17 protein-coding genes and 1 pseudogene are annotated in these 19,945 nt (G+C 70.1%); 13 read left to right on the top strand and 5 right to left on the bottom strand.

From position 1 onward, the window contains the following. Positions 1 to 18 precede the first annotated feature (18 nt). Entirely contained in the window at positions 19 to 1,635 is a 1,617-nt protein-coding gene (locus ACIPC1_RS25695) for a serine/threonine-protein kinase (protein ID WP_402520794.1), read from the top strand. 91 nt (positions 1,636 to 1,726) lie between these two features. On the opposite strand, the gene ACIPC1_RS25690 is transcribed toward ACIPC1_RS25695, so the two are convergent. After that, positions 1,727 to 2,536, bottom strand: coding sequence for an SGNH/GDSL hydrolase family protein (locus ACIPC1_RS25690; RefSeq protein WP_402520792.1), 810 nt, complete (start codon positions 2,534 to 2,536; stop codon positions 1,727 to 1,729). A gap of 310 nt (positions 2,537 to 2,846) precedes the next feature. Between ACIPC1_RS25690 and ACIPC1_RS25685 the strand changes: the two genes are divergently transcribed. The 7 genes from ACIPC1_RS25685 (at position 2,847) to ACIPC1_RS25655 (ending at position 12,583) form a co-directional block, all read left to right on the top strand. Then, the gene (locus tag ACIPC1_RS25685) at positions 2,847 to 4,052 is read left to right on the top strand and encodes a S8 family peptidase (RefSeq protein ID WP_402520790.1); all 1,206 of its coding nucleotides are present in this window, start codon (positions 2,847 to 2,849) and stop codon (positions 4,050 to 4,052) included. Positions 4,053 to 4,241: 189 nt separating this feature from the next. Then, positions 4,242 to 4,670, top strand: a complete 429-nt coding sequence (locus tag ACIPC1_RS25680) for a hypothetical protein (protein ID WP_402520787.1) — start codon at positions 4,242 to 4,244, stop codon at positions 4,668 to 4,670. A 1-nt stretch (position 4,671) separates the two neighbouring features. Beyond that, positions 4,672 to 5,766, top strand: a complete 1,095-nt coding sequence (locus ACIPC1_RS25675) for a GNAT family N-acetyltransferase (RefSeq protein ID WP_402520785.1) — start codon at positions 4,672 to 4,674, stop codon at positions 5,764 to 5,766. Between the two features lie 371 nt (positions 5,767 to 6,137). Then, positions 6,138 to 6,956 carry a glycosyltransferase family 2 protein gene (locus ACIPC1_RS25670; protein WP_402520783.1) on the top strand — a complete coding sequence of 273 codons (819 nt, stop codon included), beginning with the start codon at positions 6,138 to 6,140 and terminating at the stop codon, positions 6,954 to 6,956. Next, complete coding sequence (locus ACIPC1_RS25665; protein WP_402520781.1) at positions 6,953 to 7,966, top strand: glycosyltransferase family 2 protein; 1,014 nt, start codon at positions 6,953 to 6,955, stop codon at positions 7,964 to 7,966. The genes ACIPC1_RS25670 and ACIPC1_RS25665 overlap by 4 nt, the downstream gene beginning before the upstream one ends. Further along, the gene (locus ACIPC1_RS25660; protein ID WP_402520778.1) at positions 7,963 to 8,760 is read left to right on the top strand and encodes a polysaccharide deacetylase family protein; all 798 of its coding nucleotides are present in this window, start codon (positions 7,963 to 7,965) and stop codon (positions 8,758 to 8,760) included. Before ACIPC1_RS25665 ends, ACIPC1_RS25660 begins: the two co-directional genes overlap by 4 nt. Further along, the gene (locus ACIPC1_RS25655) at positions 8,753 to 12,583 is read left to right on the top strand and encodes a lipopolysaccharide biosynthesis protein (RefSeq protein WP_402520776.1); all 3,831 of its coding nucleotides are present in this window, start codon (positions 8,753 to 8,755) and stop codon (positions 12,581 to 12,583) included. Before ACIPC1_RS25660 ends, ACIPC1_RS25655 begins: the two co-directional genes overlap by 8 nt. Positions 12,584 to 12,673: 90 nt before the next feature. Here the strand turns inward: ACIPC1_RS25655 and ACIPC1_RS25650 are convergent, their stop codons facing one another. Next, positions 12,674 to 14,089 carry a xylan 1,4-beta-xylosidase gene (locus tag ACIPC1_RS25650; protein ID WP_402520774.1) on the bottom strand — a complete coding sequence of 472 codons (1,416 nt, stop codon included), beginning with the start codon at positions 14,087 to 14,089 and terminating at the stop codon, positions 12,674 to 12,676. 217 nt (positions 14,090 to 14,306) lie between these two features. Between ACIPC1_RS25650 and ACIPC1_RS25645 the strand changes: the two genes are divergently transcribed. Next, positions 14,307 to 15,401 carry a DUF5925 domain-containing protein gene (locus tag ACIPC1_RS25645; protein ID WP_384383093.1) on the top strand — a complete coding sequence of 365 codons (1,095 nt, stop codon included), beginning with the start codon at positions 14,307 to 14,309 and terminating at the stop codon, positions 15,399 to 15,401. Positions 15,402 to 15,753: 352 nt separating this feature from the next. Here the strand turns inward: ACIPC1_RS25645 and ACIPC1_RS25640 are convergent, their stop codons facing one another. Next, entirely contained in the window at positions 15,754 to 16,122 is a 369-nt protein-coding gene (locus ACIPC1_RS25640; protein ID WP_402520772.1) for a GntR family transcriptional regulator, read from the bottom strand. Between the two features lie 72 nt (positions 16,123 to 16,194). Between ACIPC1_RS25640 and ACIPC1_RS25635 the strand changes: the two genes are divergently transcribed. Beyond that, on the top strand, positions 16,195 to 17,124 hold the full coding sequence (locus ACIPC1_RS25635) for a GNAT family N-acetyltransferase (RefSeq protein ID WP_402520770.1): 930 nt from the start codon (positions 16,195 to 16,197) through the stop codon (positions 17,122 to 17,124). Continuing rightward, a complete protein-coding gene (locus ACIPC1_RS25630; protein ID WP_402520768.1) occupies positions 17,105 to 17,605 on the top strand; it encodes a DUF402 domain-containing protein in 501 nt (166 codons plus the stop codon). The genes ACIPC1_RS25635 and ACIPC1_RS25630 overlap by 20 nt, the downstream gene beginning before the upstream one ends. On the opposite strand, the gene ACIPC1_RS25625 is transcribed toward ACIPC1_RS25630, so the two are convergent. Continuing rightward, complete coding sequence (locus tag ACIPC1_RS25625) at positions 17,602 to 18,225, bottom strand: class I SAM-dependent methyltransferase (RefSeq protein ID WP_402520766.1); 624 nt, start codon at positions 18,223 to 18,225, stop codon at positions 17,602 to 17,604. The genes ACIPC1_RS25630 and ACIPC1_RS25625 overlap by 4 nt on opposite strands. Before the next feature lie 137 nt (positions 18,226 to 18,362). Between ACIPC1_RS25625 and ACIPC1_RS25620 the strand changes: the two genes are divergently transcribed. After that, entirely contained in the window at positions 18,363 to 18,497 is a 135-nt protein-coding gene (locus tag ACIPC1_RS25620) for a hypothetical protein (RefSeq protein WP_402520764.1), read from the top strand. A gap of 46 nt (positions 18,498 to 18,543) precedes the next feature. Here ACIPC1_RS25620 and ACIPC1_RS25615 read toward each other — a convergent pair. Then, positions 18,544 to 18,679, bottom strand: a pseudogene (locus ACIPC1_RS25615) (GNAT family N-acetyltransferase); the annotation flags it as partial. Positions 18,680 to 18,876: 197 nt separating this feature from the next. Here ACIPC1_RS25615 and ACIPC1_RS25610 point away from each other — a divergent pair. After that, on the top strand, positions 18,877 to 19,935 hold the full coding sequence (locus ACIPC1_RS25610; RefSeq protein WP_402520762.1) for a lytic polysaccharide monooxygenase: 1,059 nt from the start codon (positions 18,877 to 18,879) through the stop codon (positions 19,933 to 19,935). Positions 19,936 to 19,945 lie beyond the last annotated feature (10 nt).

Raw genomic sequence — 19,945 nt, 5'->3', positions numbered from 1 at the left:
ACGAATGGGGGGACACCCGTGTCCGAAGATCCGGGCAGTGAACGTGTGATCGCCGGGCGCTACCGGCTGCTGTCGCCCTTGGGCGAGGGCGGCATGGGCACGGTGTGGCGCGCCCGTGACGAGGTGCTCCAGCGCGAGGTCGCGGTGAAGGAGGTCCGTGCGCCCACGGGGATCCCGGCGTACGACGCGGAGCGGATGTACGCGCGGCTGGAGCGCGAGGCGTGGGCGGCGGCCCGTATCTCGAACCGCAACGTGGTGACGGTGTACGACGTCGCAACGGACGACGGTCGCCCCTGGATCGTGATGGAGCTGATCCGCGGCGTCGCCCTCTCGGATCTCCTGGACGCCGAGGGCCCGGTCGACCCGCCGCGCGCCGCGCACATCGGTGCCGAGGTGCTCACCGCGCTGCGTGCCGCGCACGAGGCCGGGGTGCTGCACCGCGATGTGAAGCCGGGCAACGTCCTGATGTCGAACGACGGACGGATCGTGCTGACGGACTTCGGCATCGCCATGGTCGAGGGCAGCTCCGCGCTGACCATGACGGGCGAGGTCATCGGCTCGCCCGAATTCCTCGCCCCGGAGCGGGCGTTGGGCCGGACTCCCGGGCCCGAGTCGGATCTGTGGTCGCTCGGGGTACTGCTGTACGCGGCGGTCGAGGGCAACTCGCCGTTCCGTCAGAACACCCCACTGAGCACCCTGCGCGCGATCGTCGACGAGCCGCTGCCGCCGCCGCGGCGCGCGGGTCCGCTCACCCCCGTCATCGAGGGGCTGCTGGCCAAGGACCCGGCCGAGCGGCTGGGCGCCGAGCAGGCCGAGCACGTGCTGCGGATCGTCGCGGCGGGCGGCACCCTGGCCGGCCCCGGCTTCGGTCCGCCGCCCCTGATCGCGGAGGCGCCGACGCTCGCGGGGTTCCCCCAGACCTCCCCAGGATCAACACCGCCGATGCCGTACGGGCCGGCCGACGCCACTGTTGCCTCGGCCGGCACCACGGCCGAGCCCGACCGCAATCGCCGCGCGGCGGTCGTTCTGATCGCGGGGGTGGTGGCACTCGTCCTCGCGCTGGGAGGGCTGACGTACGCCCTGTTGAACCGCGACAACGGCGACGGCGGCGGCGGGGCCGCCGTCAGCAGCGGTTCGGGCGGCGTGAGTTCGACCCCGGAGACCAGCGACAGCGGGAGCGGCCAGGGCGCGAGCGGCGGGAGCCCCTCCACCAGCGCGCCGGCCACCGAGAGCCGGACGACCACACCTCCGCCCGCCCAGACCGCGCAGGTCACGGTCGCGGGTGCGCACACCGCGTACTCCGGCGCCTGCCCGCCGCCCGACGCGCAAGCACCCACGTTCACGGCGACGTTCACGGTCGGGCGGGTCCCGGCCGAGGTCGAGTACCGCTGGGTGACGGAGACCGGCGAGGTGTCGGACCCGGGCTGGAAGACCCTGTCGTTCCCCGCGAGCGGTGACAGGACCCAGCAGAAGACGGTGATCGTGACGACGTACGACGAGTCGGGGACCTACGAGAACGCGATCGGCGTGGAGATCCGCAGTCCCGTGCACGCGACGTCCAACTCGGTGCCGTTCTCGGTGACGTGCGTGACGGAGACCCCGACGGACGGGGCCTCCGCTTCCGAGTCTCCCTGAGGCCTGTCCGAGGTGGCCTCCCTCAGGCCTGTCCTAGGTGGTCTCCCTAAGTCCGGCCCTAGATGGTCTCCCTAGGACTTGTCCTGGGCGGTCACGCCGCGCTGTTGAACACGGGCAGGTATCCGCCGGACTGTCCCGGCGCGGTCGGGTGGTAGGACTCACCGATGTTCAGCAGGTTCAGGCTGTGCAGCCAGGCGCCGCCCGAGCAGATCTCGTGACCCGTGAACCTGCTCCTGACGTCGCCGAAGGTGAAGCCGTGGTCGGCGGCGCGCTTGGCGATCGCGGTGTCCAGATAGTCCGCGGCGCCGTTGATCGCGGCTCGCTCGGCCTCGGTGAGGCCGGTCAGGCAGCTGCCGTTGAGCTTGTAGAAGCGGGGATAGCCCAGGACGACCACATGGGCGGACGGGGCCTTCCTGTTGATCGCCGCGTAGACGGTGTCGAGCTTGCCGGGAAGTGTCGAGTCGACGTACGCCTTCGCGGTGGCGATCCGCGCGAGGCAGGAGCTCTGCGACTGGAGCACACACGTCGTCATGACGTCGGCAAAGCCCGCGTCGTTGCCGCCGACGCTGATCGAGACGAGGCCGGTGGAGGAGTTGAGGGGGGTCAACTGGTTGGCGACGACATCACCCGTACGAGCGCCGGAGCAAGCCGTGAAGTTGAACGACGAGGGTGAATGGGCGGCCGCCCAGAGGTAGGGGTACGCCTTCGTGCTGCGCTTGCAGTTGCCGCTGGAACCGATGTAGCCGCCCGCGCCGACACCGGAGGAGTAGGAGTCGCCGAGGGCCACATAGCCGGTGGCCGCAAGGGCGGGGGACGCCTGCGCCGTCGCTGACCCGGTGAGGGCGACGCCGAGGGCGAGGAGGAGCGAGGTCACGTATGCCGTAATTCGGGAACGTCTCATGGAACCTCCCTTTAGCAGGATCTCTGCATAACTTTCGTACCAGCTACGCGTGTTGACAGGAAGTGTCCATGCCAAGACTTTCGGGCCCTTTTCGGGCCCCATCCTGTGCGTTCGCCATGAATTTGATTGCGTGTTCATGACAGCGTCGTGACAAGGGGTCAACTCCCTTGAGTCGCGCGGGGAGATCACCGAGTCTTTACCTCAGCCCGGGGTGGAACGCGACACTCCGAGCTGTGCGCCCGATCACGTGCACCCCCACACCGCGCGCGCCCCACCCAGGCGCCCGCCGCCCGAGGAGGACTCCCTCGTCATGGCACAACTCCGTAGCAAGAAGATCAGGATCGCCGCGATAACCTCCGTGGCGACCGCCGCCCTTGTAGGCGGATTCACCGCGCTCCCTGCCCAGGCCGCCCCGGCCACGGGCACGGTGCTCGCCGCCGGTTCCCCCACGGCCATCAAGGACAGCTACATCATCACGCTCGAGAAGACGGCCGGCTTCAAGGCCTCCTCGAGCGAGGGCAAGGGTCTGATCAGCGAGTACGGCGGCACGGTGAAGAGGACGTTCGGCGCCGCGCTGAACGGCTACTCGGCCACTCTCTCGGCCCAGGAGGCCGCGAGACTCGCCGCCGACCCGGCGGTCGCCACGGTCGAGCAGAACCAGACGGTCCACGTCGACGCCACGCAGTCCAGCGCCCCCTGGGGCCTGGACCGCATCGACCAGACGTCGCTGCCGCTCTCCACCACGTACACCTACCCGGACACGGGGGGCGCCGGCGTGACCGCGTACGTCATCGACACCGGCGTACGCATCACGCACACCCAGATCGCCGGGCGCGCCACGAACGGCTACGACGCCGTCGAGGGTGACAACGTCGCCCAGGACGGCAACGGGCACGGCACCCACGTGGCCACCACCATCGCGGGCTCCACCTACGGTGTCGCCAAGAAGGCGAACATCGTGGCGGTCCGCGTCCTCGACAACGCCGGCTCCGGCACCACCGCCGGCGTCATCGCGGGCATCAACTGGGTGACCAGCAACCACAGTGGCCCCTCGGTCGCCAACATGTCGCTGGGCGGCGGCGCCTCCACCACGCTGGACACGGCCGTCTCCAACTCCATCGCGAGCGGCGTGACCTACGCGATCGCGGCGGGCAACAGCAACGCCAACGCCTCCTCGTACTCCCCCGCCCGGGTCGCCACGGCGATCACGGTCGGCGCCACCACCAGCACGGACGCCAGGGCGAGCTACTCCAACTACGGCTCGACCCTGGACATCTTCGCCCCCGGCTCCTCGATCCTCGCCGGTTACAACACCAGCGACACCGCCACCGCCACGCTCTCGGGTACGTCGATGGCCACGCCGCACGTCGCGGGCGCGGCCGCCATCTATCTCGCGAGCCACACCTCCGCCACCCCGGCGCAGGTCTCCACGGCTCTCGTGAACGGTGCCACGTCCAACCTGGTCACCAGCCCGGGTACCGGCTCGCCGAACAAGCTCCTCAAGATCGTCCCGTAAGTGCTTCAACTCGGCTGAGCCGAGTCACAGTTCCCCGGAGGCCGTCGGCGCCTCCGGGGAACTGCTGTTTGCGGACGGCGGTTCACGAACGGGAGTGGGTCGCACGGACGGCTTCCGCATCTTGACGACCCGCCGTAGCTGCGCGACATTGAAGCCCGGCATCCGGCGCTTCGGGGGGCAAAGTCGCCAATGCAGACCATACGACGCATCAAGGAACCTTCATCAGGCACCGCGGAGGCGACGGGGCAGGATCCGGGGAGGGACCTGCTGCCGCTGCTCGGCGGTGCCGCGACGGTCGTCGCGCTGGTCGGCGCGGTGCTCGCACTCGCCGACGTGGACTCGCCGCTGCGCGGTCCGTTCACCCTGTTCTTCCTGCTCGCCGCTCCGTCGGTCGCCGTCGCGGCCGCGCTGCACGGCCTGGAACCGTTCGGCCGGCTGCTGGTGTCTGTCGCCGGAGGAGTCGCCGTCAACATGCTGGTGGCCCAGGGAATGCTGGCCCTGCACCGGTGGTCGGTGCCCGGTGGGGTCGTGGCCGTGACCGCGATCAGCACCTTCATGCTCCTGCTGGTACTGGTACGGCGCCTGCGTGGCCGTGCCGCGAGAAGGCGGGCCTCCTGACGTGGACATCAGCGTGTACCGCCCGGGCGAGCTGACCGCCGCCGACCGGGCGGCGTGGACGGCTTTCCAGGTGAAGGCCCATCTGAACGGCTCGCCGGGGCTGGCGAACCCTTTCCTGTCCCCCGAGTTCACGCTCGCGATGGGCCGCTGCCGACGCGGCGTGCGGATCGCGGTCGTACGGGAGAACGGCGAGCCCGCGGCGTACTTCCCGTTCCAGCGCACCGGAGCCGGCATCGGCCGGGCCGTCGGCCTCGGGGTCTCCGACTGCCAGGGCGCCGTGCACCGGCCCGGCTTCACCTGGGACGCCCACGAACTGCTGCGGGCCTGCGGGCTCGCCGTGTGGGAGTTCGATCATCTGGTCGAAGGGCAGGCGCCGTTCGAGGCGGCAGCCTCCGGGACCTTCCCTTCCCCGGTCATCGACATCGACCAGGGCTACGAGACGTTCCTGCGCCAACTGCGCGAGCGGTCACCGAAGTTCACCAAGTCGACGCTGGCCAAGGAGCGCAAGCTCGGCCGGGACACGGACGGAATGCGCTACGTCCACGACGAACGCGACCCCGAGGCACTGCACACGCTGATGGACTGGAAGTCCGCGCAGTACCGCAGGACCGGGCGCAGCGACCGCTTCGCGCACCCCTGGATCAGCCATCTGGTGGAGCAGCTCTTCCACACCCGCTCCGAGCCGTTCGCGGGGATCCTGTCGGTGCTGTACGCGGACGGCAAGCCGGTCGCCGCGCACTTCGGGCTGCGCTCCGAGCGGGTGCTGGCCTGCTGGTTCCCGGCATACGATCCGGCGTTCTCGAAATACTCGCCGGGGCTGATCCTGCATTTGCGCATGGCCGAGGCGGCCGCCGCCGACGGAATCGCCTATCTGGATCTTGGGCGGGGCCAGAAGGAATACAAGGACTCCCTGAAGACACGGGAACTCGCCGTTTCCGAAGGGTGGGTGACACGACGTCATCCGATCGCCATCGGGCACAGGGCGCGCCGCGCCCCGGTCCGGGCACTGCGTAATGCGGTGTTGGCCAGGCCGGAGCTGTTCGAATCGGCCGACAGGATCCTCAAGCGGATGGGAAAGATCCGGTCGAGGCGTTAGGTAACGGTCAAACCAACAAAAACGTGAGGCCTCGTTCCAGGCCTTGCCATAAGGTCTCATTCATCAATACCGTCGTACATCTCACCCGCATCGGTTCATCAAGGTATATGCGATCTAGGGGAGGGCTCAAGATCGCGACGATGGTCCGGCGCGGGGCGCGGTAGGGGGGTGCCGTGCTCGGTGACCAGTTGTGCCGAGTCGTCCGCGCGACCGGCTTTCGCGTTTTCCGAAAGCCGGCAGCTTTGCCAGCTCACCCGGCACGCACGGAGATCTATTTCGTTATGCCGTAAGTGAGAACCCCCCTTTCGAACCGGACAAAGAGCCGGACCGCCCAGGGGCGGGCGGTCCACCGGACGAGAGGGACCAGACTCATGAGTTCAGTCCTGCGCCCAGCGATTTCGGGCGAAGATCAGACCGCAGTCGGCAAGTACCGGCCGATCTCCTCTCACCTGGCCATAGCGCCACCGGTGAGCGTCGTGATTCCGGCCATGAATGAGGCCGAGAATCTCCCGTACGTCTTCAAGACCCTTCCGAGCTGGATACACGAAGTGGTTCTCGTCGACGGAAATTCCACCGACAACACCGTCGAAGTGGCCCGTGAACTGTGGCCGGACGTCAAGGTCGTCAAGCAGCACGGAAAGGGCAAGGGGGATGCCCTGATCACCGGTTTCGAGGCGTGCACCGGCGACATCATCGTGATGGTCGACGCGGACGGTTCGGCCGACGGCAGCGAGATCGTGTCCTATGTGTCCGCGCTGGTGTCGGGGGCCGACTTCGCCAAGGGCTCGCGGTTCGCCAACGGCGGCGGCACATCCGACATGACGCCGATCCGCAAGCTCGGCAACCATGTGCTGTGCGCGGCCGTCAACGCCAAGTTCGGGGCCCGCTACACCGACCTCTGCTACGGCTACAACGCGTTCTGGCGGCACTGCCTGGACAAGATCGACCTCGACTGCACCGGCTTCGAGGTGGAGACCCTGATGAACATCCGGGTCGTCAAGGCAGGTCTGAAGGTGCAGGAGATTCCGAGCCACGAGTACCTCCGCATCCACGGTTCGAGCAATCTGAGAGCCGTGCGGGACGGGATCCGGGTGCTCAAGGTGATCCTCAAGGAGCGCTCCAACCGGCGTGCGCTGCGCCGCACACCGCACGCCTCCCAGCTCGACTCGGGCCGGGGAGAGGTGTCTTGAGCGAGCAGGACTTCTCCGTGGTGATCTGCGTGTACACCGAGGACCGCTGGGAGGACATCCTCGCGGCGGTCTCCTCGGTGCGGGCGCAGTCCCTGCCCGCGCTGGAAACACTCCTCGTCGTGGATCACAACACCGCGCTGTTGGAGCGGCTGACCAGGGAGTACAAGGAGACCGACGGGGTGCGGGTGCTCGCCAACGCGGGCCCCCGCGGCCTGTCCGCGGGCCGCAACACCGGGATCGCCGTCGCGCGCGGCGCCATCATCGCGTTCCTCGACGACGACGCCGTGGCCGAACGGGACTGGCTGCGCCACTTCGCGTCGGGGTACCAGGATCCGCGGGTCATGGCCGTCGGCGGCCGTACGATGCCGATCTGGGCGTCGGGTCGCCGGCCCACGTGGTTCCCCGAGGAGTTCGACTGGGTGGTGGGCTGCACGTACAGGGGGCTGCCCCCCGGCCGGGTCCGGGTCCGCAACGTCCTGGGCGGCAACGCCTCGTTCCGCCGTACGGCCTTCGACGCGGCGGGCGGCTTCGCGACCGGCATCGGCCGCGACGGCGACAAGCGCCCGCTGGGCTGTGAGGAGACGGAGCTGTGCATCCGTCTCACCCGCGCCCGACCGGACGCGATTCTCCTGATCGACGACCGTGCGGTCATCCACCACCGGGTGCCCAAGGTGCGCGAGCACTTCGCGTACTTCCGCACCCGCGCGTACGCCGAGGGCCTCTCCAAAGCCCTCGTCGCCCGAAGTGTCGGCGCGGACAAGGGACTTGAGTCCGAGCGCCGTTACGCCACCCGTGTGCTGCCGGCCGGGGTCGTCCGCGGGCTGCGGGACGCGGTGCTGGCCCGCCCGGGTGGCGCCGGACGCGCGGGCGCCATCGTGACCGGAGTGCTGACTGCGGCGGGCGGGTACGCACTCGGGAGCATCCGGGCGCGCAGGGGCGGCGCCACCTTCTCCGTCGTGGAGATCGAGGGGGTCTCTCCGGCAGCCGACGACAAGGGGGCCGCGGCATGAACGAGCCGGTGCCGATCCTCATGTACCACTCGATCGCGCCGCAGCCCAACACAGCGACGCGCGAACTGTCCGTCACCCCGGATGCCTTCGCCCAGCAAATGGCGCTGCTCGACGCGCAGGGGTTCACCCCGGTCGACACGGCGCGGCTCGGGGCGAGTTGGCGGGATGGCGGACCGCTGCCGGAGCGGCCGGTCCTGGTCACCTTCGACGACGGCTACGAGGGCGTACACCGGCACGGCCTGCCCGTACTCGCCAGGTACGGCTTCGCGGCCACGCTGTTCGTGTCGACGGGGTGGATCAGCGGCGCGTACGACACCGGCGGCGGCCTCGACACCATGCTGGACTGGGGCCAGGTGCGCAAACTCGCCGCGGAGCAGGTGGAGATCGGCGGGCACAGTCATACGCACCCGCAGATGGACCAGCTCTCCGAGGACGCGCTCCGGTTCGAGGTACGGCGCTGCCGGGAGATCATCACCGGCGAACTGGGCACCCGCCCCGCCTCGTTCGCGTACCCATACGGCTACTCCAGCCGCCGGGTGCGCGAGGCGGTGCGCGAGGCGGGCTTCGCCCAGTCGCTCGCCGTCGGCAACGCCCTCGCCCGCCGCCGCCAGGGGCCGTACGCCCTGCGGCGCGTCACCGTGCGCCGGAGCACCGGTATCGAGGAGTTCGAGCGGCTGGTCCAAGGCCGCGCGATCGCCCTCAACTTCGCCAGGGACCGCGCCCTCACCAAGGGGTACGCCATGGTCCGAAGAGCAGATCAGGTCCGCCGGAAGGCCATCAGTTCCCGTGTCTGACACGACGACCACCGCCAAGGCTTCATCGCCCACGACCGAGGCGCCCGCACAGCGCACGGGCCGCCGCCTCCGCCTGCCCGGCCGAGGCAGGGGCGGGGGCGGAAGCGGAGGAAACCAGCTGTTCCGCAACGCCTACGCCCTGATGCTCAACACAGGTATCTCCGCGGTGCTCGGGCTCGGCTACTGGCTGATCGCCGCCCGCTACTACACCGACACCGCGGTCGGCCAGGGCTCCGCGGCGATCGCCGCGATGAAGCTCCTCGCGGGGCTCACCGCGGTGACGCTGACGGGCGCCCTGGCCCGCTTCATCCCGGTCGCCGGCCGGGCCACGGGACGCCTCATCTTCCGTACGTACCTGGGCAGTTCGGTGGTCGTCGCGCTGGCCGCCGGCGCCTTCCTGCTCACGCTGAACATCTGGGGACCCTCGTACCGGTTCCTGCACGGATCACTGGCCGGCCTCGGCTTCGTCGTCGCGGTGGTCGCCTGGTCGCTGCTGACGCTCCAGGACGGTGTGCTGACCGGCCTGCGCAGCGCGCTGTGGGTGCCGGTGGGCAACACGGTGTTCTCCGCGGTGAAGCTGGTGCTGCTCGTCGTCCTGGCCTCCGTGATCCCCGCGACGGGGGTCTTCGTGTCGTGGGTCGCGGCGATCGCCATGTCCGCGGTGCCGCTCGGCTGGCTGGTCTTCCGGCGCCTGGTCCCCCGCCATGTGAAGGCGACCAAGGACGACACCAAACCGCCCTCGGTGAAGGAGATCGGGCGCTTCCTCGCGGGCGACTACACCGGCTCGCTGTTCTCGCTCGCCGTGGTCTACCTCGTCCCGGTCATCGTGGCCTCGCAGGTCAGCTCCGCCGACAACGCGTACTTCTACATCACCGCGACCATCGGCGGCACGGTCAACCTGCTCGCCATCAACATGGGCGCCTCCCTCACCGTCGAGGGCTCGCACGCCCCGGCACGCCTCGCCGCGAACACCCGGGCCGCGCTCAGGCGGATGGCGCGGATCATGCTGCCGGTGGGCGCGCTGCTGTTCCTCGGCGCGCCGTTCATCCTGCGCGTCTTCGGCCAGGGTTACGCGGACGCGGCGACGCCACTGCTGCGCTGGTTCGCGGTCGGCGGACTGCTGCGGGTCGTCATGGAGACGTACTTCGCGGTCCTGCGCGCGCAGAGCCGCACGGCCGGACTCGCCTGGCTCCAGGGCCTGTTGTGCGCCCTGGTGCTCGGTCTGACGGTGGTCCTCCTTCCCCGCATGGGTCTGACCGGCGCGGGTGTCGCGGAGGTCGTCAGCCTCGCGGTGATCGTGGCGATCTCCGCGCCCCGGCTGTACAGGATTCTGCGGACCGCACCCGCCGAGGTGCCCGCGGGCGCGGCACCGGACGGGGACCTCGCCGACCTGGGGGCGGGCGAGGTCCCCACGCCCAAGCGCGGGCCCGCGTGGGCGCTGGACTCGGACACCCTCGCGCTGGGCATCCATGTCGACTTCGACCACCTGGAGCGCCGGCCGGACGTGCGGCCCGGGCCGGGGACGCCGCCCACGGGGACACCGAAGGTACGGCCGGACCACCGCCCGACGTGGGCGCTGGGCAAGCCGGCGGTCGGGTTGCCCGTCGAGGCACGCGAGCCGGGTTCGGAGGCGTCGCTGGGCCCGGCCGAGGTTCCGGAGATAGACGCGCCCTTCGAGGCGGAGGAGGCGGAAAGCGCCCCTTCGGAGGTCCAGGGCAAGGCACCCGGCGACTCGGGCGGGTGGGCGCGGCCTGCCACGGGGGTCCCGGTCCCGGCGGACGAGACGGATGCCCCGCACAAGCGGTTGACGCCCCCGACCAGACCAGGGTTGATCCTCGGCTGTCTGTTGATCGCCGCCCTGCTCCTCTACTGGGTCCCCGCACTCACTCTCAACGACGGCGCCCTCGACCGAATGGGTGGGCTCGGGCTCATCTCGGTGCTGCCCCTGCCTACCCTCGTCGGCGCCGCCCTCCTGGTCATCGTGTTCGCCTCGCTGCTCTGGATGGGCCGGGAGCACAAGGGGCTGCTGCTCGTCACGCTGCTCGCCACCGTGGTCTCGCTGCACGCGCTTCCGGCGGTGATCGAGACCGAGCCACGGTTCGCGACGGCCTGGCAGCACCTCGGGTTCCTGGACTACATCGACCGCACCGGATCCGCCGTACCCGACCTGGACGCCCGCTGGAGCTGGCCGGGCTTCTTCGCGGCGGCCGCCTTCGTCACGAAGGCCTGCGGGGTCACCGACCTCACCGAGGTGATCCGCTGGTGGCCGCTGACCATGCAACTCCTCTACCTGGCACCGATGTTCCTGCTCGTCCGCTCGATGCGGGCGAGCTGGCGCGCCAAGTGGACCGGCATCTGGATCTTCGTGCTCAGCGGCTGGGTGGGCCAGGACTACTTCTCCCCGCAGGGCTTCACCTATCTGCTGTACCTCGTCTTCGTGGCGATCCTCCTCGTCTGGTTCCGGGCACCACGGGTGCTCTGGACGAAGCGGCGGCCGGGCGAGGCGGAGGTCGAGCCGACGGACCGCCGCCAACAGGCCGTCCTGCTCATGGTGTTGATCGGCCTGTTCGCGGTGACCGTCCCGGCGCACCAGCTCACCCCGTTCGTGATGCTGGGTGTCCTCGCGGCCCTCGTCCTGGTCGGGCGCTCCGAACTGCGCGGCCTGCCCATCCTGTTCGCCGTCCTGGTCGCCGCCTGGGTCGGCTTCATGGCCGAGCCTTACTGGTCGGGCCACTTCGACGACCTGTTCGGCGGGATCGGCGGAGTCGGCGGCAATGTGTCCTCGTCGGTCTCCGGCCGTATCGAGGGCGGCAGTTCGACCCACAAACTCGTCCTCTACGCGCGCGTGCTGCTGGCCGGCGGCGTGCTGACCCTCGCCTGCTACGGCTGGTGGCGCCGCCGTGAGAACAAGTACCGCGAACGCTCGCTGCTCGTCCTCACCTTCGTCCCGTTCCTGGGCTTCGGCATGCAGTCGTACGGCGGCGAAATGGCCCTGCGCGTCTTCATGTTCGCCCTCCCGGGCGCGGCCCTGCTCGCCGCACTCGCCCTGTTCCCGCGCACCGGCGTCACCGCGAAGGAACGGGACAGGGACCGCGTGAGCCTCGCGCCGCTGGCGGCTCTCATGGCGGGCCTGGTCCTCATGGGCGGTTTCCTGGTGGCCCGTTGGGGCAACGAGTCCTTCGAACGGATCAGGCCGGGCGAGGTCGCCGCCATGAACTACGTGTACGCGCACGACGATCCGACCGCACGCCTGCTGTGGATGAGCAACGACACGGTCGAGAACGTGACGCCCTCGATCCCGTGGGGCTCACGGGACATGGAGAAGGTGGAGTACCTGCCCACCCTGGCGCCCGTCGACCCGGTCCTGGTCTCAAGCCTGGTGAAGGCGCTCAGGGACGCGGGTCCCAACTCGTACCTGATGATCAACCGCAGTCAGGTGGTCTATCTCCAGTTGGACGTCGGCTACTCGCCGAACTGGGAGTCGCGGCTCCTCAAGAACCTCGACCAACGCCCGGAACTGACGAAGGTCTTCGTCAACGACGACGCGACGGTCTACGCGCTGCGCGAGCAGCCCGCGGGCGAGATCCCGAAGGCCGATCCGGGGCCGATCGGGCCTCAGGTGACATGGACGCCGTGGTCGGTGGTGGGCGGCCTCGCGGCCGTCGCGCTCATCCTGATGCTGAGCACGCGGGAAGTCGTACGGGTCGCCGTACGGCCCGGCGTGCGGCAACTCCGGTGGCTGCAAAGCAGTTTCTGGTTCGCACTGCCACTGCTGGCGGTACTGCTGGCTTCACTGGTGCAGCGGTTCCTGACAATGAAGTAGTTCCTTGAAAGCGTACGAGGGTGAAGGTTGTTCCTTGAAGGCGTACGAGCGTGAAGGTTGTTCCTTGAAGGCGTACGAGCGTGAAGTGGCTCAGCGTGCCAGCCACTTCACCTCGTACGCGCCCAACTCGACCTGCTGCCCGTCGATCTTCACGCTGATCGACCGGTCCTGCGTGTTGACCACGAGGACCGTCGTGCCGGTGGCGAGGACGCGCACCCGGGGCACATCGGCGGCGGCGACGGACACCGTCTCGTACGCGGTCCCCGGCGGGAACTCCGCGCCGAACCGGGAGAGGAGGCCGAACATCGGCATCGCCTCGCCCCCGTCACCGCTGCTCGTCGGCGTCCACAGGCAGCCCGCACAGTCGGGCCCCTTCTCCTGCTCCGGGTTCCAGTAGAAACCGGAGGTGGCACCGCCGCGGGCCATCGCGATCAGCCCGGCGGCCTGGACGGCGACCCTGCGGGTCTCGGACCATCCCTTGCGCTCGTCGTTCCCGTCGGCCGGTTCGACGTAGTACTCCGCCCACCACAGCGGCAGATCATCCGTCCGCTCCCGCACCCATGCGCCGACGGCCGTGAACTTGTCGGTGGCCGCGAACTCGTCCGGCAGCAGGTCATCGTCCTTGGTGTAGCTGGAGCCGTCCACGACGACGAAGTCCGCGCCCACCTTGTTCTTGTTCCAGTAGTCGAAGGCATCCAGGACCCGCTGGTCCATGGTGCCCCAGGTGCCCTTCACCGTCGGCGACGCGTCATGCGTCTGGCGCGGGTCGAGGCTGTCCATGACGAGATACGGCCCGCCGACCATGATGTCCGGGTTGACCTTCTTCAACGCCTTGTAGACCAGGTTGTAGAGCTCGGTGTAACCCTCGTAGTCCCAACGGGCCTTCTCGTCGTTCCAGAAACCCTTGAACTCGTTCCAGACGATGAAGTGGCGTACGTCCGGATAGCGCTTGGCGACGGTCGCGGCAAGCGCGGCGAAGTCGTCGTAGTGGGCGCGGTCCGGGGCGGTCTCCAGGGCGGCCTGGCTCCAGTCGGTGTCACCGGACTTGCCGCCCTTCATCCAGTCCGGGGAGCAGCACAGGGTGACGACCGGGGTGCCGCCCGAGGCGCGCATGAAGTCGATACGGCGGTCCATCTCGACGAAGTCGTAACGCCCCTTGACCGGCTCGGGGTTACCGGCTCCCCAGCCCATGATGTGCTGGATCTGTGGCAGGGGCTGCTGGGCGAGCAGTCCCTCCACACGCTCCGTGGCCGCCGTACTGCCCTCGTCGGCGCTGAACTGGGTGTGCGTGAAGCCCCAGCCGACCGCCGGCTCCGCCGCCTTCGCGGGGGCGGCGGGGGTGCCGTGCACCTTGTCCCCGTCAAGGGTCGTTCCCTCGGTGCCCGCGCCGTCCCCGGGCAGGGTGTTGAGGAGGGTCACCAGCAGGGCCAGAGCGACCGCTCCCACGCCGAGCACCGCGGTGAGCCGCCACCGCCGAGTCCCCGAATTCCACCCATGCCGTCCCATCAAGGGCAACAGTAATGGCGGGAACAGGCGGTGGAACAGGTTCCGGATGGCCGCGGCCCCGCCTCTTCTCTCCGGCGGTCCTGACACCGGCGAGCGCGCGACGGTCTCTCGGACACCCGGTCGAAAGCCGGTTGAGCTGGGCCCCCTCGCGAAGGACACCCGGACCGGGCACCGGAAATCCCGTGCACAGGCTCCCCCGGTGACGGATCATGGCGGCATGTCTGCCAACCCACACGACGCTCTGCCGATCCGGCTCAACGTCGATGACAGCGACTCGCCGTCGGACGTCATCGACGCGCTGTTCCTCGGCCGCTTCGCGACGGGCGAGCAGCCTCACTCGCACGCCGTCAACATCGACCGCGTACGGTCCGGGGCGACGCTGCTCCCGAAGGGCGCCCGCGTGCTGCGGTCCGCCCGCGACGACGACCGCAGCGCGACCCTCGCCGAGGGCGACGGCTGGACCCTCCTCGTCTCCCGCTGGAACCGCGGCGCCGACGTCACGGTCACCGCGACCAGCACCGAGCTGGCCGAGAAGATCCTCGACCAGGCGACGACCGGCGCGGCCGACGAGCCCGAACCCCAGCCGGAGAACGTGACGATGGGGTTCTGGTACGTGTCCCCGCGCCGCGGCCCGTACCGCACCACACGACAGATCTCGGCCGGCACCTGGGACGAGGTCCGGCCGAACTACACCACTCCGGTCGCGGACGCGATGGACACCCTGATGAAGACGACGCCGGAGGACATCGCCGGCCGGTTGCTCCTGCTGCACGGGCCGCCGGGCACGGGCAAGACCTCGGCCCTGCGCACCCTGGCCCGTTCCTGGCGCGACTGGTGCCAGGTGGACTGCGTCCTGGACCCCGAGCGGCTCTTCTCCGACGTCGGCTATCTGATGGACATCGCGATCGGCGAGGAGGACGGCACGGGCAAGGGCCGCTGGCGGCTCCTCCTCCTTGAGGACTGCGACGAGCTGATCCGCGGCGAGGCCAAGCACACGGCGGGGCAGGCCCTCTCGCGCCTGCTCAACCTCACCGACGGCCTGCTCGGCCAGGGCCGCAACGTCCTGGTCGGCGTCACCACCAACGAGGACCTGGAGCGCCTCCACCCCGCCGTCGTCCGCCCCGGCCGCTGCCTCGCCCGCATCGAGGTCGGCCCCCTGACCCGCCGCGAGGCCGTGAACTGGCTCGGCACGGAGGAGGGCGTCGCCCGCGAGGGCGCGACTCTGGCAGAGCTGTACGCGCTGCGCCGGGGAACGTCTCCGACGCAGGTACCGGATCCGCGGGAGGGAGCGGACGCGGGGCTGTATCTGTAGGGGACCGGGCATCTGTAGGGGCATCCGGCGTCTCTAGGTGCCTTCGGCGTCTCTAGGTGCCTTCGGCGTCTCTTGGTGCCTTCGGCCGTCTCGGACGCCGTGAGGTCGGCGTCCGCTTCGAATCCCGCCAGCCGGCGCCACTCCCGAACCCACGAAACCGACGGCCAGTTGCACTCCGTCGCGGCGGCGATCGGCCACGAAGGCGACCGGCGGCAGCGCCGGCGTCGACGTCAGCGTCAGCGGGCCCGGACTGGGCGGCAGCCACCGGACCCGGCAGAGGCCCCTGTGACCCTGTGGCCCCTGGGCACCCCATTCCCGTAACGCCGCCCGCCGCCGCGCCCGCGGACAGGCGCTACTCCCCGTACGCCGCCCGCAGGGCATCGCGTGCCGCGTCCAGTGCGGCGGACTCCGTGAGACCGAGGCGGCGTACGCGCTCGGCGTAGGCCTGCGCCGCGACCGCGGCCTCGCGATCGGCGGCCGAACCTGCGGCAGCCACCAGCGTTCCGTTGCGGCCCCGCGTCTCGATCACCCCGTCCGCCTCCAGGGCCCGGTACGCCTTGGCGACCGTGTTGGGCGCGAGGCCGAGCGACTCGGCCAGCCCCCGCACGGTGGGCAGCCGGTAGCCGACCGGCAGCGCCCCGGACCGGGCCTGCTCGGAGATCTGGGCGCGCACCTGCTCGTAGGGCGCGGCCCCCTCATCGATGTGGATCTTCAACGTCACGGGCCGATTGTCCCGTACCCGGCGGAAAAATGAGAGGCACCCGCACACAGCCCCCACGTAGCGTCAGACTCCATGACAGTGATCGTTCGCGATGTCCGCCCCGGCGACCGGCGGGACGCCGAGGGCTTCGCCCGGGTCCGCACCCTCGCCCTTCCCTTCGTGCTCCACACCCCCGACTCCGTCGGGTACGACGTCACGCACGCCCACCCGGACGCCCGCTACCGGCCCCTGCTCGCCGAGCAGGACGGCGAACTGATCGGCACGGCCCAGGTCGGCATCGTGCACGACAGCCCGGAGCCGGGGCAGGGCTATCTCAACGTGTACGTCGCCCCGGACCGCACTCGGCGCGGCGCGGGCTCACTCCTGGTTCGGGCCGCCGAGGAGCACCTGACGGCCCTGGGCGCCAAGAAGCTCTTCGCCTGGGTCCTGGACTCCCCCGCCAACCGAGCCTTCGCCGAGAAGCACGGCTACCGCGCGAGCCGCTCCGCGCACTTCCTCCGCCTGGACCTGGCGAACGGCGCCCTGCCTCCCCGGCAGGCCCTCCCGCCGGACGTCGAACTCCGCAAGGGCTCCGACTACGCCGCCGATCCGCGACCCCTGTTCGACCTGGACGCGGAGACGATGGCGGACGAACCCAGCGACGTCGCCCAGGAGTTCACGGACTACGAGGCCTGGCTCCAGGAGACCTGGCAGCACCCCCTCTTCAGCCCGGAGCTGACCTCGGTCGCGGTGGTCGACGGCCGCCCGGCGGCGTTCAGCGCCGCCCGCACGGACGGTGGCACCCGCTACGGCACGGTGATGACGGGCACCGCCCGAGCCCACCGCGGCCGCGGCCTCGCCAAGCTCGCCAAGAACGACTCCCTGCACCGGGCCCGCGCCGCCGGCTTGACGCAGGCGTTCACGGGCAACGACGCCGGCAACGAACCGATGATCGCGATCAACAAGTGGTTCGGCTACGAGATCTGTGCCACGGAGGTGCGCCATGTCCGCGAACTCGGCTGATGCGAAGCAGCAGTGGGAGATCGTCCTTGTCAAGGCGGGTCGTACGAAGATCCGTTACCCCGCCGAGCTGCTCGCCGACGACGGCACCCGCGTCACCGTCCGCGCCCCGTGGGCGGGCGACGGCGTCCGCGACTTCGGCTTCGTCCGCTTCGAGCCGGGCGATGTCTTCACCGAGTACTACTGGCGGGACCGCTGGTACGCGGTGAAGGAGGTCCGCGACGCCGAGGGCACCCTGAAGGGCTGGTACTGCGACATCACCCGCCCGGCCGTCGTCGCCGGCACCGAACTGCTCGTCGAGGATCTCGACCTGGACCTGTGGCGCTCCGCCGACGGCACGGCCGTACTCCGCCTGGACGAGGACGAGTTCGCGGCGAGCGGCCTGGCGACGACGGATCCGGTGTCCGCCGCCGCCGCCGAGAACGCCCTGGACGAACTCGAACTCCTCGCCCGGAAGGGTGACTTCGAGGACCTGCTCGGCTAAATGAGGGCCACCACCGCGTACCGCTCGTCCTCGACCTCCCTCCCCCACAACCGCGAGTCGTCGGAAAGCCGCTCCACCCTGACGTCGGCCGCGAGGGGTTCGAGGAGGGCGGTGAGCCGGTCCGCGGACATACCGACCGGGCTCACCGTCCCCCACACACCCTCGACCAGAACGAGCCGCCCGCCGGGGCGGAGCAGGCCGCACCAGTGCCGCAGGACGCGCCCGGGGTCGGGCAGCGTCCACAGCACATGGCGGCAGAGCAGAACGTCGAACCGCTGCTCACCGACGGGCGGTGCCGCCGCGTCACCGACCAGGAACACCGCGTCACGCCCGGCGAGCTTGGCGCGGGCGAGGCCGACCATGCCCGGAGAGAGGTCGACCCCGGTGACGTGGTGCCCCCATCCGGACGCGAGGAGTGACAGGCTGCCGGTGCCGCAGCCCAGGTCTAGGACGTCCGCGGCCCGCTCCGGCAGCCAGGCCCGCAGCCGGGCGGCCCACGCCTCCCGTACGAGGGGATCACGCAGCCCGTGGTCCGGCTCCTCGTCGAAGGTGACGGACTCGGCGTCCCAGTCGACGTCAGTCCCCGGAATCACTGGATTCATCTCGTTGTTACTCGCCATGCGCACCAGGGTGACAGTCACCACTGACAGTCGAATCGTGACTGGCACCACAGACAGATCGCGACCGATGAGGAACTCTCCCCGAAAGGGTCTACCTCCGTATCACCATGGACATAGGTAGACGCAAGGAGGCAGCCATGCGCCGCGTAACCCTGCAGAAGCCCCTGAGGAAGTCGGACTCCCGCCGCGTGCGGGACGAGGCCGACCAGCGCCCGGCCGAGCGCCCGGAGGTCCGAAAGGACATCCACCGCACGTGGTGGCCGGACGGGTGAGCGGCGCCTGCCCCCCCGGCCATGAGAACCGTGAGCAGTGTCGGGCGAGCCGCTTGCGGTAGTGGATACCGTCGTACGGGCCCGTCCACGCGCCGCTCCACGAACGCCGGCAGTCGCCGCCCCACGCCCTTGCCATGGGCGTCGGGACGGACGGCGACGCTGTCGAGGAACACATGGTCGGAGCATCTGTCTCTCTCTGGGGCTCTGCTATGGCAGCGAACGCTGCCTACCTGATCGCAGTCTCAGCGCTCCCTTAACGGCGCCATAAGGATCTCCTTCTCCTGCCTCCAGCAGGCGATTTCGCGGTTTCTTCGGGCTAGCTTGCTGATCACCCCACGGGTTCAGCCCAAGCTTCCGGGACCGTTTCGAGGAGTTCCCCATGACCGCCGCCCTGCCCCCGCGCCGCAAGGCCGCCGCGATCGCCGTCGTCGGCATCGCCCCGCTCGCCCTGACCGCGCTCGCCGCCGGGCCGGCCGCCGCGCACGGCACGATGGGAGACCCGGTCAGCCGGATCTCCCAGTGCTACGCGGAGGGTCCGGAGAGCCCCAAGTCGGCCGCCTGCAAGGCGGTCGTAGCGGCGGGCGGCGCCCAGGCGCTCTACGACTGGAACGGCATACGCATCGGTGACGCGAACGGGCAGCACCAGGCGCTGATCCCGGACGGCAAGCTGTGCAGCGCGAACAGCGACGAGTTCAAGGGCCTGGACCTGGCCCGCGAGGACTGGCCGGCCACGAGCGTGAGCAGCGGCTCGTACACCTTCAAGTACCGGGTGACCGCGCCGCACAAGGGCACCTTCAAGGTGTACGTCACCAAGGCAGGTTACGACCCGTCGCAGCCGTTGGCCTGGGACGATCTGGATCTCCAGAATCCGGTCGCCACGGCCACCGACCCGGCCGCGGCGGGCGGCTTCTACACCTTCTCCGGCACCCTCCCGCAACGCTCCGGCAAGCAGTTGCTGTATGCGATCTGGCAGCGCTCGGACAGCCCGGAGGCCTTCTACTCCTGCTCGGACATCACGTACGGCGCCACCACTGGCGCCGCCGACAGCGGCAGCGGTACGACCACCGGCACCTCCCCGGCTCCCGCCCCGACCGCCTCCGCGCCCTCCGAGGAACAGATCGAGGCCGGTGCCGACAAGTCGACCGTCGAGCACAACGGCCACGGCGACAACGACGCCAGTACGTCCGCGGAACCCACCACGGCCACCACGGACGCGGCAGCCGACGACCCGAGCGCCGAGGCCCCGGAAACCACCACGCCGGCCAACCAGACCGAGGTCCAGGCGGCCGGCACCTCGGAGAACCTCGCCGAGACGGGCGGCGACGGCACCACCTCGTACCTCGCTGTCGGCGGCGCCGCCGCCCTGGCGCTCGGTGCGGCGACCCTGTTCGCCTCGGTCCGCCGCCGCGCGGTGAGCGGCGGACGCCACGGCCGCTAGGACGTTAGGA

Origin of the sequence: Streptomyces sp. NPDC087263 (genome assembly GCF_044744645.1) — a bacterium.
Taxonomy (GTDB): Bacteria; Actinomycetota; Actinomycetes; order Streptomycetales; family Streptomycetaceae; genus Streptomyces.
This window is presented reverse-complemented; position numbering and strand designations above follow the sequence as displayed.

Coding starts and splice junctions, on each gene's coding strand:
- ACIPC1_RS25690 (WP_402520792.1), bottom strand. CDS start 2,536: ATGAGACGTTCCCGAATTACGGCATACGTGACCTCGCTCCTCCTCGCC.
- ACIPC1_RS25685 (WP_402520790.1), top strand. CDS start 2,847: ATGGCACAACTCCGTAGCAAGAAGATCAGGATCGCCGCGATAACCTCC.
- ACIPC1_RS25680 (WP_402520787.1), top strand. CDS start 4,242: ATGCAGACCATACGACGCATCAAGGAACCTTCATCAGGCACCGCGGAG.
- ACIPC1_RS25670 (WP_402520783.1), top strand. CDS start 6,138: ATGAGTTCAGTCCTGCGCCCAGCGATTTCGGGCGAAGATCAGACCGCA.
- ACIPC1_RS25660 (WP_402520778.1), top strand. CDS start 7,963: ATGAACGAGCCGGTGCCGATCCTCATGTACCACTCGATCGCGCCGCAG.
- ACIPC1_RS25650 (WP_402520774.1), bottom strand. CDS start 14,089: ATGGGACGGCATGGGTGGAATTCGGGGACTCGGCGGTGGCGGCTCACC.
- ACIPC1_RS25645 (WP_384383093.1), top strand. CDS start 14,307: ATGTCTGCCAACCCACACGACGCTCTGCCGATCCGGCTCAACGTCGAT.
- ACIPC1_RS25635 (WP_402520770.1), top strand. CDS start 16,195: ATGACAGTGATCGTTCGCGATGTCCGCCCCGGCGACCGGCGGGACGCC.
- ACIPC1_RS25630 (WP_402520768.1), top strand. CDS start 17,105: ATGTCCGCGAACTCGGCTGATGCGAAGCAGCAGTGGGAGATCGTCCTT.
- ACIPC1_RS25625 (WP_402520766.1), bottom strand. CDS start 18,225: ATGGCGAGTAACAACGAGATGAATCCAGTGATTCCGGGGACTGACGTC.
- ACIPC1_RS25620 (WP_402520764.1), top strand. CDS start 18,363: ATGCGCCGCGTAACCCTGCAGAAGCCCCTGAGGAAGTCGGACTCCCGC.
- ACIPC1_RS25610 (WP_402520762.1), top strand. CDS start 18,877: ATGACCGCCGCCCTGCCCCCGCGCCGCAAGGCCGCCGCGATCGCCGTC.